A 14,966-nucleotide genomic window follows, 5' to 3' on the forward strand; every position below is an offset into this window, starting at 1 on the left:
CCCCGACGAAGGAGGCGAAGACGAGTTCGCCCGCGGGGTCGGCCTCGGCGAAGGCGACCATCGCGGCCGCGAGACTCCCCTTCATATCGGCGCTCCCGCGGCCGTAGAGGCGGCCGTCGCGTTCCCCGACGACGTACTCGCCGTCGGTGAGTTGGCTCTCGTCCGGCGGCACCACGTCGTGGTGGCCGACGAGCGCGAGCGACGGCCCCGAACCGGCGTTGCGTCTGGCGATGACGTTGCCGGAACCGTCGCGTTCGACCGCCGCGTCGGTGCGGTCACGAAGCCACGCCGCGAGGACATCACCGAGCACGGATTCGTCTTCGTGACTCGGCGTCTCGACGAGACGCCGGGTCAGTTCCGTGGCGTCCATACCCCACCGACGGGCGGTGGGGGCTTGAGTTTCGGGGAGATTCAATCGAACTATAATATTTCTGTTATTTTATAGCAATAGTAATAGAAAATATATGAATATCAAAACTAACAAATTTTTTGTCAATATCCCAAAATGCCCGCCAAAATACATATTTTACACCATATTTGAGTAGAATTTCGTTATTTATACTATTTTTCCTATCAAAGATGGATTTATTAGATAGATAAAATCAATACATCGTTAATTACGTCTTTATGCCCCAAATGGCCCACTTATTTCGGCTTGTGATGATAGGGAAAACCAAATCTATCGACAAGTACCATATTCTTATACATATAAATTTTCAGTAAGGTATGGCATCGAGTTAGGATTCGGTTCGTCCGCGGGTGTCGGTGTCGCCCGTGAAATAGGAGTCCCGGTCGGCCTCGTAATGGCTCGCCGCGTGGCTGATGTCCGACCGAATCGCCTCGATTCGGTCGCCGAGAGCAGCGATAAAGGAGAGAATCGGGAACGTCGAATCGAACCCCTGATACAGGTATAGCGGAACGGCGGCAATCCCCTCCGACAGCGCGGCCGTCGTTCGGTGTTCACGGAGGGCCCTCTGTCGGCAGTCGGCGGCGGCGTCGCACCGGTCGACTAGCGTATCGAGCCGGGCGCGGTACGCGTCGAGCGAGCCGAACGATTCGGCCCGGAACTCCACGTCCGCCATGGTGTCCAGTTCCTCGGCGACGGGCCGGAGGCGCTCGGCGGCCGCCTCGATTGATTCACACTCGGCGTCGATGATGTCGAGGAGGGTCACCCGACGAGACCGCGAGTCGGCCGCGAGCGCGAGGAGCGTTCGCTTCGTCTGTACGTCGAGGGGGCCGCCGCGTTCGAGTATCGTCGCGATTGTCGACCCGAACTCCTCGGTCACGTCCTCGGTGAAGTTGTTGTCGTACTCCTCGTCGTAGTGTGGCACGTCCATCACCGTCGAGCGGTACGCCTCCCGGACGGACGCGAGCCCACCCCCCGAGGACCGTTCGGTCAACGCCGATGGCCCCGACGGCGACGCCACGCGACCCGTCGGAACGTCCTGGAGTCGGTCGATGAACGCGTCGAACGCGGACAGTTCGGCGGCGGTCTGTCGGCGTTCGGTGCGGAGCCATCGCTGCATCGCCTCGAACGGCGCTTTCGGAGTGGTCGTGCGGTCAATCATGAGGGACTGTCGAGTGTGTCGTGCTGTGGTCTCCTCGTCCGTCGTCGGTTCGGCCCCGCGGCATGTGACTACGAACCCTCCGTCGGCGGGACAGCCGATTCCACCGGGTCGACCCGGAGGGCTTGGTATCGTGTTACACGATGAAATGGCCCGTATTTCATTATAAATCTTTCCCGCGGCGTCCACGGTAGTCGGCCACCGAGCGCTCCGGCCGGGGTAAACCTATAATTGCTTCGAGGGCGAACCCGATAGCGATGCGCTCGACACCGCAGGAAACGATAGACAGGACGCGAACGGGTCGGACCCACCCCGGCGGGGTCGAGCAACGGAGACGACAATCGGAACTCACATAATGTCTTCTCAGCACACGAATTCGGACCCCTCGACTCGGAGTTCGACCTACGATTATCGGTCCGACGGCGTCGAGCGCCCGGAATTGGCGGCGACGCTATCGTCGCTCGTCGACGGCGAGGTCCGCCTCGACGACTACACCCGGACGCTGTACGCCACCGACGCCAGCGCCTACGAGGTGCGGCCGGTCGGCGTCGTCTACCCCACCTCGACCGACGACGTGGCGGCGGTCGTCGCCTACTGCGACCGAAACGACATCGCGGTGCTCCCACGCGGCGGCGGCACCAGCCTCGCCGGCCAGAGCGTCAACGAAGCGGTCATCCTCGACTGTAGCAAACACATGGACGCGCTGCTCGATGTCGATTCGGACGGCCGACGCGTGACGGCGCAACCGGGCATCACCCTCGGAAAGCTCAACGAGGCGCTGGAACCCGAGGGCCTGAAGTTCGCACCTGACCCAGCGTGGGGCGACAAATCCGTCCTCGGCGGTGCCATCGGCAACAACTCGACTGGCGCCCACTCGCTCGTCTACGGCAAGACCGACGCCTACGTCGAGTCGGTCGAAGCGGTGTTGGCCGACGGGACCGTGACCCGCTTCGGCGACGTGACCGTCGGCGAACTGCGCGACTCCGCCGACGCCGACAGCGACGACCTCCTGCCGCGAATCCACGCCGGCGTCCTCGCCGTCCTCGACGACCACGCCGAGGACGTCGACCGCCGCTATCCGGAACTGAAGCGCAACGTCTCGGGGTACAACTTCGACCGACTCGTCGAGGAGGCCCGCGGCGACGACGGCGAAATCACCGACGACGCGACGGTCAACCTCGCACGCCTGCTCGCCGGCAGCGAGGGTACCCTTGCCATCGTCACCGAGGCGACCGTCTCCTTGGAGCCGATTCCGAACACGAAGGCAGTCGCTCTGCTCACCTACGACGACCTCCTCGATGCGCTGGCCGATGTCGAACCCATCCTCGAACACGACCCCGCCGCCGTCGAGGTGATGGACGACGTGTTGCTCGGACTGGCCCGGGACACAGCCGAGTTCGCCGACGTGGTCGGGATGCTCCCGGAGGGCACCGACTCGGTGTTGCTCGTGGAGTTCTACGCCGACGACGACGCCGAGGGGCGACGACTGGTCGCGGACCTGCTCGCCGACCGAGTCCCAGCCGCCGACAGCGAGGCCGACCCGACCGACGAACGGGTCCGGACGAACGCCGACCACCGCGCCGCCGCGGCGATGGAGGCCCACGACGCCGACACCCGGGCGAAGTTCTGGAAGATGCGGAAGTCCGGCCTGCCGATTCTGCTGGGCAGGACCACCGACGAGAAACACATCGCCTACATCGAGGACACCGCCGTCCCGGCGCGAAACCTCCCGGAGTACGTCGCCGACGTACAGGAGATTCTCGACGACTACGACACCTACGCCAGTTACTACGCCCACGCCGGCCCCGGCGTGTTGCACATCCGGCCGCTCGTGAACACCAAGAGTGTCGAGGGACTGGAAGCCTTCGAGGCCATTGCCGAGCGGGTGACCGATTTGGTCGTCAAGTACGGCGGGAGCGTCTCGGGGGAACACGGCGACGGCCGCGCCCGAACCCAGTGGAACCGGAAACTGTACGGCGACGACCTCTGGGCAGCGTTCCGTGACCTCAAGACCGCCTACGACCCCAACTGGACGCTCAACCCGGGCAACGTCTGCGGCGACCACGACCTGACCGAGAACCTCCGGTTCGACCCCGACTACGGGTTCGAATCCGGCTTCAGTCCCGAGTTGAACTGGGACAACGACAACGGCTTTCAGGGGATGGTCGAGTTGTGTCACGGCTGTGGCGGCTGTCGCGGCGAGCAATCGACCACCGGCGGCGTGATGTGTCCGACCTACCGGGCCGCTCACGAGGAGATACAGTCGACTCGCGGCCGGGCGAACATGCTCCGGCAGGCGATGAGCGGCGGCCTTCCCGAAGAAGAACTGTTCTCCGATGAGTTCACCGAGGAGGTGCTCGACCTCTGTGTCGGCTGTAAGGGGTGTGCCCGCGATTGCCCCAGCGAGGTCGACATGGCGAAACTCCGCACCGAAGTCCTCCACGAGAAACACCAGCGTGACGGCACGAGCCTCCGTGACCGCCTGTTTGCGAACATCGACCAGTTGTCGGCACTCGGGAGTCGCTTCGCGCCGCTGGCCAACGCCGCCGCCTCCCTGCCCGGGGCAGGATTCCTCGCCGAGAAGACCCTCGGAATAGCGAGCGAGCGAGACGTTCCCTCGTTCGCAAGTGAGTCTCTCGTCGAGTGGTTCGAGGCCCGCGGCCCCGCCGTCTCCGAGGCCGACGCCGACCGCCACGTCGTCGTCTTCCCCGACACCTACACGAACTACAACGACCCCGCCGTGGGGAAGGCCGCAGTCGAGGTGCTGGAAGCCGCGGGAATCCACGTCGCCGTCCCCGACGGCCTGCCGGGGAGCGGTCGGCCGCCGCTGTCGAAGGGGTTCGTCGAGAAGGCACGCGAGGACGCCCGAGCGAACGTCGAAACGCTTGCACCGATGGTCGAAGACGGATGGGACGTGGTCGTGGTCGAACCCTCCGACGCCGTCATGTTCCAGTCGGATTACCTCGATTTGCTGTCGGGCGAGGGCGTCGAACGACTCGCGGCCAACACCTACGGCGTCTGTGAGTACCTCGACCGGTTCCGGTTGGACGAGGCCCTCGATTTCGAGACGGCCAGGGAATCGCTGTCGTATCACGGCCACTGCCACCAGAAGGCGACGAAGAAGGACCACCACGCCGTCGGCGTGCTTCGGCGCGCCGGGTACGCCGTCGACCCCGTCGATTCGACCTGCTGTGGGATGGCCGGCTCGTTCGGCTACGAGGCCGAACACTACTCGATGAGTCAGGCCATCGCGGACCTCCTCCGTGACCAGCTCGAATCGAGTGACGGCGAATCGGTCGTCGCGCCCGGTACCTCCTGTCGGACCCAACTCGACGAGGCGTCGCCGGACCACCCCATCCAGAAACTGGCCGACGCGCTCGTCTGAGTCGGCGCTGGGTTTATTATCCGAACCATCGAGTACTCTTCGATGGAACTGAAGCGATACTTCGACGACTTCGAAATCGGTGATTCGGGCCGTTCGAACGGCGGCCGGACGGTGACCGAGACGGACATTTTCAGAGCGGTCGGCTACGGTGCCGGCGAACGGATGCACGTCGACCGCGAACACGTCGAGACGACGGAGTTCGACGACTTACTCGTCCAGAACACGGTCCTCATCGTCATCTCCAGTGCGCTGTGGGGCGACGTGCCGGGCTGGGACTACGAGACGCCGGTGGCCTACGGCCGCGACGGGATGCGCTTCGTCAACCCCGCCTACCCGGGCGACACGCTCCACCTGGAGGTCGAAGTCGTCGACAAGCGAATCCGAGAGAAGGACCGCGAGGCGGGGCGACGGCGAGGGCTTATCACCATCAACGAGGAGTTGCGCAATCAGGACGACGACCTCGTGATGGTCAATGACCACCACTCGCTGGTGCCGTTCTCGCCGAATTTCGACCCCGAGTGACCGCCCGAAGCTTCATTTTCCGAGGCGTCGTTCGTGCGGTATGGCAGTCACGCTGACTCGCAGAGACGACTACGACCACGCGGCAACGCTCCGCATCGACAGCGGCGAACTGAACCTCTTCGGAACCGACACCATAGCGGCGATTCGGGAGACGGTCGAGGACGTTCCCTCGGACGTGTCGGTGCTGGTGATTCGGGGCTCGGACGACGGCGGCGACGGTGGACTGACCGCCGGCATCCCGCTCGACGAGGTGAAGGACCTCTCGACGACCGAGGCCCGAGGAGTCATGACGGACCTCCACGGGATGATGGACGCCGTACGGAACCTCGATGCCGTCACGGTGTGTTGCTGTGGCGAGTACGCCCTCGGCGCCGGACTGGAGTTGGCGATGTCCTGTGACTTCCGGCTGGCGACCGAGGAGGCGAGTCTCGGACTGCCGGAAATCGACATCGGTCTCGTCACCGGGGTTCAGGGCGGTCTCCTCGTTCGACTCGTCGGCCTCCAGAAGGCGAAGGAACTCGTCTACACCGGCGAGGTGATATCGGGGACCGAAGCCGAAGACATCGGACTGGTCAACGACGCCGTCGCGCCCGAGGAGTACGAGGCGGAAATCGACGCCCTCGTCGGGCGACTCGCCGAGAAGAGCCCGCTCGTCGTCCAGATGCAGACGCGGGTGTTTCGTGGACTGCGCTCCAACGGCGTCGAATCGGGCGTCGACGCCAGCCTCGAAACCATCGCCGCCTGTTTCGACACGTACGACCAGACTGAAGCCATGGCGGCGTTCCTCGAATCCCGCGACCCGTCTTTTGAGGGGCGATAGGCGTCAGAACTCCCGGGTCATCTCCATCCGGTTGACGCTGGTGTAGTAGGGGCCGCCGAGGCGGCCGACGGTGTCGAGGTGGTCCATCTCGACCTTGCCGTCTTCGAGTACCTCGTCGGCGATGTGGAACGTCTCGACTTCGCCGAAGAACACGCCGCGGTCATGGATGTCGAGCGACTCGATGGCCGTACACTCCATGCTGATGAGCGCGTCGGCGACCCGTGGGGGCGTGACGTGGGTCGACTCCGCGCGGTCGAGTTCCGCGAAGTCGAACTCGCTTTCCTCCGGCGGCAACTCCGCCGATGTACGGTCCATGCGCTCGGCGAGGTCCTCGGTGACGACGTTGACGACGAACTCACCACTCGAAGCGACGTTTCGGGCGGTGTCCTTCGGCTTGCCGCCGTCTTTGACCTTCGAACTGAACATCACGGTCGGGTAGTCGGAACTGATGTAGTTGTAGCAGCTGAACGGCGCGAGGTTGTCGACGCCGTCGTCGCTCGTCGTCGAAACCCACCCGATAGGGCGGGGCGTGACGGCGGATTTGACGATACGGCTGCTCACTCGCGTGTCGATGTCTCGGACTGGGAACTCCTGCATCACTACCGACCCATCCCGCACGAACACATAAATATGTTGAGAACGGGGATAGTTACGGAACCGTTCGAGCGGTATAATTAACCGGGTCGGCGACCAGTAGCGTCGTATGGTCAGTTCCGAAACGCTCCGTCGCGGTGCCCGGATGGCGGTCATCCTCGCCGGCTTCGTTGCCGGCTTCCTGCTCATGGCCGGCCTCTACGGCTTCGTCTTCCCGGAGCGGCTCGTCGAGCGAGGGCTGGGGTCGGTTTCGACGGCGTATCTCGTCAGCGCGGTGTTACTCGTGACCGGCGCTGTCGGCATGTACCTCCAGCGATACGTCTCCCAGCGGTTCCTCGAGGGGGCGTAGTCACGCCTACGAGACGCCGGTGTCGTCGCGGTAGTGTGGGTAGTCCATCTGCTCTGCGATGCGGTCACGCGTGCCGGCGTCGGTGAGCAGTTCCGCGAAGTACAGTCCCACGTCGACCGCCGAACTCACGCCGCCACCAGTTATCACGTCGCCGTCGCGGACGACGCGCCGTTCGGTTACCGCAGCGCGTTCGGCGAGCGCCTCGTAGGCGCTCGGATGGGTCGTCGCCCGACGACCATCGAGGAGGCCGGCGGCAGCCAGCAGTAACGACCCCGTACACACCGAAATCTTGTACCGACAGTCCTCAGCAGTTCGGAGCCACGACACGACCGGGTGGTCGTCGTCGGGAAGCGTCGTACCGATACCGCCGGGGACGACGACTGCGTCGTAGCCGTCGAGCGGTTCGTCGGTCACCGTCGTTTCGAAGGTGAGCCCACCCGTCGCCGTCACCGTCGGCGAGAGGCCACAGACCTCCCACTCGACGTCCTCCCGAAAGCCCATCGTCCCGACCCGCGTGATGGGGTCGTAGGCACCGACGAAGTCGAGCGCCGTGAGGCCGTCGTAGACGACGAAGGCGATTCGCACCGTCATCGTACCTGAAACGGCGGGAACAAATCGAGGAGCAGTCCCGGTCGGTCAGCCTCGCCGGCCGCGACGGCGCTCGGTGTGGCGAACGACTCCGCCTCGAGGAACGACGCGAACGACTCGCGTGCGCCGTGGACGGCGTGGATGTTCGGGTGAGACAGCAACAGCGACCCGTCCTCGGCGGCCGCCGCCATCCGGTCGGTGACTGCCGGTCCGTCGTGGCCTCGCTCGAACAACTGGAGGTCGTAGGGCGATTCGGGTTGGAGGAACGTAATCGAGGTATCGACGCCGGACGGTTCGGCGCCGACTATCCACTCGATGCCGTGTTCTTCGGCCGCTCGAACGGTTCCCGAACTGCATCGCATGAACGGGATGTGAAAGCCCGTCGGTCGAGCGTCGAGGTCCGCCTCGAAACGGTCGAGGATGGCCGTCAGTTCCTCGTCGACCGTCTCGTAGGGCGTCTCCATGTAGGAGGTGTGCCGATAGCCGTGGACGACAACTTCGGCGCCCGACTCGAGGAGTCGGCCGACGCCGTCGCGGACGGCCTCGTCTTCGAGGTGTATCGCCGGCACGGAGACGCCGGCGGAGACGTCGGCGGCTCCCAGGGCGTCGACGAGCCAGTCGATGCCGTCCTCGAAGACGTCGTAGGCGATGTGTTCGATGCGGGTCTCGAGGCTCGTCTCGGGGTCGAGGTTCCGGACGAACTTGAGGTACGGACTGAGTGCTCGGCGTTTCTGGTCGTGGGCGGTCGTTGGGTCGTTGAATCGTTCTGTCATGGTACGTTGTTTCGTCGTCGTTTTACTCCGGTCGTAACTCCGAGAAGTCGACATCGCCGAAGTCGACGTCGAGGTCGTCGGCGAACGCTTCGGCGTACTCGATGTAGCGGCGAGCGGTCTCGATGTTGGCGATGTCTATCATGTCACCTTCATACCGGACGGCGCTTTTGCCCTCGTTTTCGGCCTCCAGTAGCGCCTCCATCGCACCCACCCAGTACTCGACGGTGTCGGCATCGGGTAGGAAGATTTCGTTGGCGTGTTCGACGTGGGAGGGGTGGATGACGAGATAGCCGGTGTAGCCCATCTCCCGGGAGAACTGCATGTCCTTCCGGAGTCCCTCGATGTCACCCACGTCGACGTAGGTGCCGGCGAGCGGGAACTCGATTTCTGCGGCGCGAGCGTCCATCAGCGCCTGTTCGCGGAGGTGCAGCGTCTCCAGTCCCTCCCGTCCGGGACCGGTCCACTCGAAGCCGAGCGCGCGGTTCGTGTCGGTGCCTTTCACGGCGCCACAGCCGATGGTGCCGACCCGGTCGGCAGCCTCACAGAGTTCGTACACCTGCCGCATCGCTTGGGCGGTTTCGACGCTGACGGTCAACTCGATGCCGCCGACCTCCAGGCCCTCCCGGCGCTCGATGTGAGTCAACACCGTATCGAGCCGTTCGATGTCGTTCGGTTCCCGGACCTTCGGGACGGTTATCGCCTCCAGTTCCTCACAGGCGATGGCCTCGAAATCGTGTTCGGCGAAGCCCTCGCTTGCGTTGGGGTGGGCGTTGACGCGGACGTGGACGCGCTGGCCCTCGGCGTGGAGTTTCGGGAGGTGTTCGGCGACGATGTCGCGGGCGGCCTCCTTCTCTTCGGGTGGGACCGAATCCTCCAAATCGAGGATGATGACGTCGGCGTCGTTCTCGTGGGCGCTTTCGACCCAGCCCTCACGATTCCCGGGAATGAACAGCACTGAGCGAGCGGGTTCCATGTATCGAACTCGTCGGAGGACTCCTTATACCTTGTCCCGAATCACAGGTCGGCGACGCGTGGGATTACCTCCTCTCCGAGCAGGTCGATGGCGTCGACGGCGCGTTCGTGGTCCATTCCGGGCCACTGGACGCGGGCGACGAGGTGGTCGACGCCGAGGGTCTCGTTAAGCGATTCGAGGTCGGCGACCACCTCATCGGGCGTGCCGATGAGATACCGACCTTCGCTGACTCGCTCGAAGCGCTCCCGTCTGCTCAAATCCTCGCCGTCGTCGTCGATGATGCCCCACTCCGACAGCGAGTCGAACTTGTCGAGGATGTACGGCGCGGCGGTGTCGATGGCTTTCTCGGTCGTCTCGGCGACGTACACGTCGCGTCGAATCGGCCGGCAGGACGGCTCCTCGGTGAGTTCGCGCTCGTAGAGCCCGACGGCCTTCTTCAGTTTCGAGACGGGCGAGACGGGGTCGATGAGCCACGCGTCGCCGAGAGCGGCGGCCCGCCGGACGGCCGAGGGTGCCGACCCGCCGAGCCATATCGGCGGCCCGGATTCCTGTACCGGACGCGGGCGGAGCGTCACGTCCTCGAAGGCGTAGTGGTCGCCGTCGTAGGAGACGTCGTCCTCACTCCACAGCGCCCGGAGGATTTCGACGCCTTCAGTGACGCGGCCGGCGCGTTCGGCCTTGTCGACGCCGACGGTGTCGAACTCGGCGTCGCGGTAGCCGGCGGCGGCACCGAAAACGACGTTTCCGCCCGAAATCACGTCGAGCGTGGCGACGCGCTCGGCGACCAGCGCGGGGTTGTGCAGCGGCAACAGACAGACGCTCGTCCCGACGCGGACGTCGCCGTCGAACTCCGCGGCGAGACGGGCGAGCGTCTGGAAGTTGTCGAAGTAGATGTCGTCGGTGAAGTGGTGTTCGCCGACGAACAATCCCTCGAAGCCGCTCGATTCGGCGATTCGAGCCTGTTCGAGCAACTCGGTGAGACACGTCTCGGGGTCGCGGTCGCCGGGGTGTTGCGTCAGCCCCATCAGGCTGACGTCCACGGTCAGGCACCTCCGAAGATGGTTTCTGGGTTGTCCCGCGCCATCTGCTCGATGTCGGCACGCGGGATGCCGGCGGCTTCGAGGTCGGCGTGGAACGCCGCCAGCGCGTCCGGTGGCGACATCCGACCCGGTTGGCCGTAGTCCGTCGAAAGCAGGTTGTGTTCGGGACCCGTCGCCTCGATGCCGGCGACGATTTCGTCGAACATCGCGCCGTCGGCGAAGGCGTCGTGGGCCGCCTCCGGAGCCTCCGGAAGGAACAACTCCCGGACGGTCTCGTCGGAGACGATGGAGCAGCGTTCGAAGTACACCCCATCGCGGGCCAGTCGAGCCTGGTGTTCGGGAGTGAGACCGACGCCGTCGCGGGCGGCGTGGAACTCCGGGTGCGTCACGATGACCTCGCCGTCGACCTCCGTGACGGCGTCGACGACGGCCTCGACCTCCTCGACGCCGATGTGACCCGTCCCGACGACCATCCCGTCGTTTACCGTCTCCGAAATCACCGACCAGACGCCGTCTTTCAGTTCGTCGTTCCCGTTCAGCAGGTCGATGGTTTTCGGTTCGCCCTGTTCGAGCATGTTCCGTTTGGCGGTCATCGTCGGGAGTTCGACGCGACTGGCACCCATCCGGGCGGCGGCGATGACGGCGTCGATGTTGATGCCGCCGACCGAGCGGTTCAAAACGACCGTCGACGCGAGACGGATGTCGGAATCGCAGGCCCGCTCGACGAGCGCCGCCGCCATCGTCGTCGGGGCGTGGTGGTTCTTGAGAACCAATCCACCCATGCCGGCATCGGCGGCGCGCCGAGCGAGTTCCACGATGTCGTGCTTTCTGTCGGTTACGTCCGGTCCCGCGTGGACGTGTGTGTCCCACGCGCCGGCGACGGGGTGCTGAGTGTCCATCTGTTGTCCTCGGGGTGTGTGTATTCTTGCCACGAGTATTAAGCCCTCTGGGACAGGTCAGTTCCGTTTCACGACGGGCCCGCGGCGCTCAACTTATTTATGCACAGGACGCGACGAACGCGTATGAACCAACGTACAGCCGTCCGCTGGGGGCGATGTCCGTGAACATCGCGGTCATCGGCGCCGGCGCCCTCGGTTGTCTGTTCGGCGGCCGCCTCACCGAGAGCGGCCACGACGTCCACCTCCTGCACTACCGGCAGTCGTACGTCGACCGGTTGAACGAAGAGGGCTTGACAATCGAGAGCGAGGACGGCGAGACGACCGACATCGCCGTCAGGGCGACGACCGACGCCAGCGAGGTCGGCCCCGTTGACTTCGCAATCGTCTTTGTCAAATCCCACCAGACCGAGGCGGCGCTGGCCGAACACGCCGCCTGTATCGGTCCCGAGACCGACCTGCTGTCGCTGCAGAACGGTCTCAGACACTACGACAGACTGCTCGACGTCGTCGGGGAAGACCGCGCCTTCGCAGGCGTGACGTATCAGGGCGCCGTCGCCGAGGAGCCGGGATACGTTCGCGTGACATCGGGCGGTCCTTCGACGTTCGGTGGGACGAACGACGCTGGTGCACGCCGAATCGAGTCCGCCCTCGAGGACGCCGGCTTCCCCGTCGAGTTGGTCGACGACCCGCGAGCGTACATCTGGGCCAAACAGCTGATGAGCCTCCCCATCAAGCCGCTGGCGGCGCTGACACACCTCTCGAACGGCGAACTCGTCGCGACGCCGGAGACGCGGGAATTGATGGAGCAAATCGTCGCCGAGGCCGAAGCCGTCGCCGAGTGCCGCGGCATCGACATCCCGATGGACGACCCGATGGAAGAGGTCGTCACCACTTGCGAGGAGTCACACTCACACTACTCCAGTATGCTGCAGGACGTTCGGGCCGAACGGAAGACCGAAATCGACGACGTGAACGGCGCTATCGTCGACATCGCCCACGAGGAGGGCGTCGACGTACCGGTGAACGAACTCGCGACGAACCTCGTTCGGGCCTTAGAGAAGAGCTACCTCGACTGATTCACGTCCCGCTTTCGTCGACGTAGTAGGAGGCGCGGCCGACGGCGACGGTGGTCCACTCGCCGGGGTCGCGCTCGGAGTCGATATCGCACTCGATGACGACGAGCGAGCGCCCGTGACGCCGGACGCGGGCTTCCGCCCGCAGGTCGCCGGTCGCCGGCCGGAGATACGAGAGGTTCATTTCGGTCGTGGCGTAGAGCGCCGTGTCGGGGTCCTCGAGCACCGTTCGGAGTGCGGTGCCAGCAGCGTTGTCCAAAAGCGTCGCGAGAACGCCACCGTGGAGCGTATCGCCGTTGGGGTTCGTGAGTTCCGCGCGGTGGGGCAGGCCGAGTACGGCGCGGCCCTCCGCTTCGGACTCGATGAAGACGCCGAGCCACGACAGCAGGCCGGTCTCGGCGACGACTCGCTCGGAGGCCGTCTCGGGTGCGTTCGTCATGGCTTACTTCGGGTCCTCGGAGTGCGGTGGAACGCCCCGGACGGTCAGGATTTCCCCGTCGATGAACGACGCCGCCGGACTGGCGAGGAACTCGACGACGTCGGCGATTTCGGCCGTCGTTCCGGTCTTTCGGTCCACTTCCGAGCGGTCGATGTCGGCGGGGTCGGTGTCGCCGGCGGTGACCGCACCGGGCGTGGCGATAAAGCCCGGCGCGACGCAGTTGACGCGGACGCCATCCGAGGCCCACTCGCTGGCCAGCGATTTCGTGAGGTTGTTGACGCCGGCTTTCGCGGCACCGTAGTGGGTTTCGTGAGGGGCGGCCTCCTGGCTCCGGACGCTGGAGATGTTGACGACCGACCCGCCGCCGTCCTGGAGCGCCTCGCGGGCGGCGTGGGTGCAGTTGAACACGCCGTGGAGGTTGATGTCGACGATGGTCTTCCAGCCGTTCTCGCTGAGGTCGTTGAAATCACATTTGAAGACGGCGCCGGCGTTGTTTACGAGGACATCGAGACCGCCGAACTCCTCGACGGTGGTCTCGACCATCGCCTCGACGGAGTCGCGGTCCCGTACGTCACACTCGATTGGGAGAACCCGCCCCGGCGCGTCGCCGTCGTTGATTTCTTCGGCGACGGGGTCGACGTTGTCCTGCTCGCGGGAACAGATGGTCGTGTCGACGCCCTGGGCGGCGAAGCCCTCGGCGATTCGTCGGCCAATACCGCTGGACGCACCGGTGACGATGGCACTCGAGCCATCGACGGTGAACTTGTTGTCGGACATGCTGAAGCGTGGATAGATTCGGTGTGTGCTTAACTGTAGGGGTCAGAACGCGACGTTCTCCTGTCCCTTCAAATCGAGGAACGACCGGACTTCGTCGGGGGAGGCGATTTCGCGGCCGGTCACCTCTTTGGTCAAATCGACCATCTTCTCGACCTGCTGGGCGTTGCTCTCGGCGAGTTCGCCCTTCCGGATGTAGAGGCTGTCTTCGAGGCCGACGCGGGCGTGTCCGCCCATGCTGACCGCCGTGGTGCCGAGGGCCATCTGCATGCGGCCGGCACCGATGACCGAAAACGAGAACTCGTCGCCGAACAGTTTCTCGGCGGTGTCGACCAGGTGCAGCAGGTGGTCGTGGTCGGCGCTGATGCCGCCGTGAATCCCCATCACGAACTGGATGTGGATGGGCGTCTCGAGGATGCCGCGGTCGACGAAGTGCTTGGCATTGTAGAGGTGGCCAACGTCGTAACACTCCAGTTCCGGCTTCGTGCCGTGTGACTCGAACATCGGCAGAATCGTTTCGAGGGACTCGAAGGAGTTCGGGAAGATGAGGTCGCGAGTCCCCTCGAGATACTCCGTCTCCCACTCGTATTTGAACTCCTCGAAGGCGTCGAGGATGGGGTAGAGCCCGAAGTTTATCGACCCCATGTTACAGGAGGCCATCTCGGGTTCCAGTTCGGGGACGACGGCGGTTCGCTCCTCGACGGTCATCGTCGGCGCGCCGCCGGTCGTCGGCTGGACGACGGCGTCACAGCGGTCCTTGACGCGTTCGGCCACATCACGGAACAACTCGAGGTCCGAGGTCGGTTCGCCGTTTTCGGGGTCTCGGACGTGGAGGTGGACGATGCTGGCGCCCGCCTCGGCAGCCCCGACCGCCTCCTCGACGATTTCGTCGGGCGTTATCGGCAGGTGCGGCGACATGGTCGGCACGTGGATGGCACCCGTCACTGCACACGTTACTATCGCTTTATCGAGCTTCCTCATGAGGTAGAGTGACACACATGGCCGAATAAGCGTTCCGGTCAGGATAACTTCGAGAAGATGTGAACGTCCAACACACGCGTTCGGTATCGCTGAACGGGCATCGTCCGTTCGAGGCTCACGGAACCGACGGTCCGTACGTATTTCGATAACAGTATTATGTTTGTTATTGTGGTGGGCATAACAAACATAGT

Annotated in this window: 16 protein-coding genes; 5 read left to right on the forward strand and 11 right to left on the reverse strand. The window is 64.5% G+C overall.

The features are described from left to right. On the reverse strand, positions 1-370 hold a 370-nt coding region (locus tag GJ631_RS10275), incomplete at its 3' end, for a M20/M25/M40 family metallo-hydrolase (RefSeq protein ID WP_156709069.1). A gap of 367 nt (positions 371-737) precedes the next feature. Beyond that, complete coding sequence (locus GJ631_RS10280; protein WP_156709070.1) at positions 738-1,568, reverse strand: hypothetical protein; 831 nt, start codon at positions 1,566-1,568, stop codon at positions 738-740. A gap of 352 nt (positions 1,569-1,920) precedes the next feature. Between GJ631_RS10280 and GJ631_RS10285 the strand changes: the two genes are divergently transcribed. The 3 genes from GJ631_RS10285 to GJ631_RS10295 are packed head-to-tail and all read left to right on the forward strand — an operon-like array spanning position 1,921 to position 6,292. Beyond that, positions 1,921-4,950 (forward strand): FAD-binding and (Fe-S)-binding domain-containing protein, encoded by a 3,030-nt coding sequence (locus tag GJ631_RS10285; RefSeq protein WP_156709071.1) that lies wholly within the window; start codon positions 1,921-1,923, stop codon positions 4,948-4,950. 42 nt (positions 4,951-4,992) lie between these two features. Next, the gene (locus GJ631_RS10290) at positions 4,993-5,472 is read left to right on the forward strand and encodes a MaoC/PaaZ C-terminal domain-containing protein (RefSeq protein WP_156709072.1); all 480 of its coding nucleotides are present in this window, start codon (positions 4,993-4,995) and stop codon (positions 5,470-5,472) included. Positions 5,473-5,512: 40 nt separating this feature from the next. Next, a complete protein-coding gene (locus GJ631_RS10295) occupies positions 5,513-6,292 on the forward strand; it encodes an enoyl-CoA hydratase/isomerase family protein (protein WP_156709073.1) in 780 nt (259 codons plus the stop codon). A 3-nt stretch (positions 6,293-6,295) separates the two neighbouring features. On the opposite strand, the gene GJ631_RS10300 is transcribed toward GJ631_RS10295, so the two are convergent. Continuing rightward, complete coding sequence (locus GJ631_RS10300) at positions 6,296-6,889, reverse strand: flavin reductase family protein (protein ID WP_156709074.1); 594 nt, start codon at positions 6,887-6,889, stop codon at positions 6,296-6,298. A 106-nt stretch (positions 6,890-6,995) separates the two neighbouring features. Here GJ631_RS10300 and GJ631_RS10305 point away from each other — a divergent pair, with 106 nt between their 5' ends. Further along, positions 6,996-7,235 carry a hypothetical protein gene (locus GJ631_RS10305; protein ID WP_156709075.1) on the forward strand — a complete coding sequence of 80 codons (240 nt, stop codon included), beginning with the start codon at positions 6,996-6,998 and terminating at the stop codon, positions 7,233-7,235. A gap of 6 nt (positions 7,236-7,241) precedes the next feature. On the opposite strand, the gene GJ631_RS10310 is transcribed toward GJ631_RS10305, so the two are convergent. The 5 genes from GJ631_RS10310 to GJ631_RS10330 are packed head-to-tail and all read right to left on the reverse strand — an operon-like array spanning position 7,242 to position 11,508. Next, complete coding sequence (locus tag GJ631_RS10310) at positions 7,242-7,826, reverse strand: DJ-1/PfpI family protein (RefSeq protein ID WP_156709076.1); 585 nt, start codon at positions 7,824-7,826, stop codon at positions 7,242-7,244. Further along, positions 7,823-8,596, reverse strand: a complete 774-nt coding sequence (locus tag GJ631_RS10315; RefSeq protein ID WP_156709077.1) for a polysaccharide deacetylase family protein — start codon at positions 8,594-8,596, stop codon at positions 7,823-7,825. The genes GJ631_RS10310 and GJ631_RS10315 overlap by 4 nt, the downstream gene beginning before the upstream one ends. A 22-nt stretch (positions 8,597-8,618) precedes the next feature. Then, positions 8,619-9,569, reverse strand: a complete 951-nt coding sequence (locus GJ631_RS10320) for a CoA ester lyase (protein ID WP_156709078.1) — start codon at positions 9,567-9,569, stop codon at positions 8,619-8,621. Between the two features lie 41 nt (positions 9,570-9,610). Next, a complete protein-coding gene (locus GJ631_RS10325; protein ID WP_370518638.1) occupies positions 9,611-10,609 on the reverse strand; it encodes an LLM class flavin-dependent oxidoreductase in 999 nt (332 codons plus the stop codon). A 2-nt stretch (positions 10,610-10,611) separates the two neighbouring features. Continuing rightward, positions 10,612-11,508, reverse strand: a complete 897-nt coding sequence (locus GJ631_RS10330) for a DUF6282 family protein (RefSeq protein WP_156709079.1) — start codon at positions 11,506-11,508, stop codon at positions 10,612-10,614. Between the two features lie 155 nt (positions 11,509-11,663). On the opposite strand from GJ631_RS10330, the gene GJ631_RS10335 reads away from it, so the two are divergent. Continuing rightward, a complete protein-coding gene (locus tag GJ631_RS10335) occupies positions 11,664-12,584 on the forward strand; it encodes a ketopantoate reductase family protein (RefSeq protein WP_156709080.1) in 921 nt (306 codons plus the stop codon). 1 nt (position 12,585) lies between these two features. Here GJ631_RS10335 and GJ631_RS10340 read toward each other — a convergent pair whose 3' ends face one another. The 3 genes from GJ631_RS10340 to GJ631_RS10350 are packed head-to-tail and all read right to left on the reverse strand — an operon-like array spanning position 12,586 to position 14,775. Then, complete coding sequence (locus GJ631_RS10340; protein ID WP_156709081.1) at positions 12,586-13,020, reverse strand: PaaI family thioesterase; 435 nt, start codon at positions 13,018-13,020, stop codon at positions 12,586-12,588. Positions 13,021-13,023: 3 nt separating this feature from the next. Further along, the gene (locus GJ631_RS10345; protein ID WP_156709082.1) at positions 13,024-13,797 is read right to left on the reverse strand and encodes an SDR family oxidoreductase; all 774 of its coding nucleotides are present in this window, start codon (positions 13,795-13,797) and stop codon (positions 13,024-13,026) included. A 42-nt stretch (positions 13,798-13,839) separates the two neighbouring features. Continuing rightward, positions 13,840-14,775, reverse strand: coding sequence for a 3-keto-5-aminohexanoate cleavage protein (locus GJ631_RS10350; RefSeq protein ID WP_156709083.1), 936 nt, complete (start codon positions 14,773-14,775; stop codon positions 13,840-13,842). Between the last annotated feature and the right edge of the window lie 191 nt (positions 14,776-14,966).

This window comes from Natronomonas sp. CBA1123 (genome assembly GCF_009741925.1).
GTDB lineage: Archaea > Halobacteriota > Halobacteria > Halobacteriales > Haloarculaceae > Natronomonas.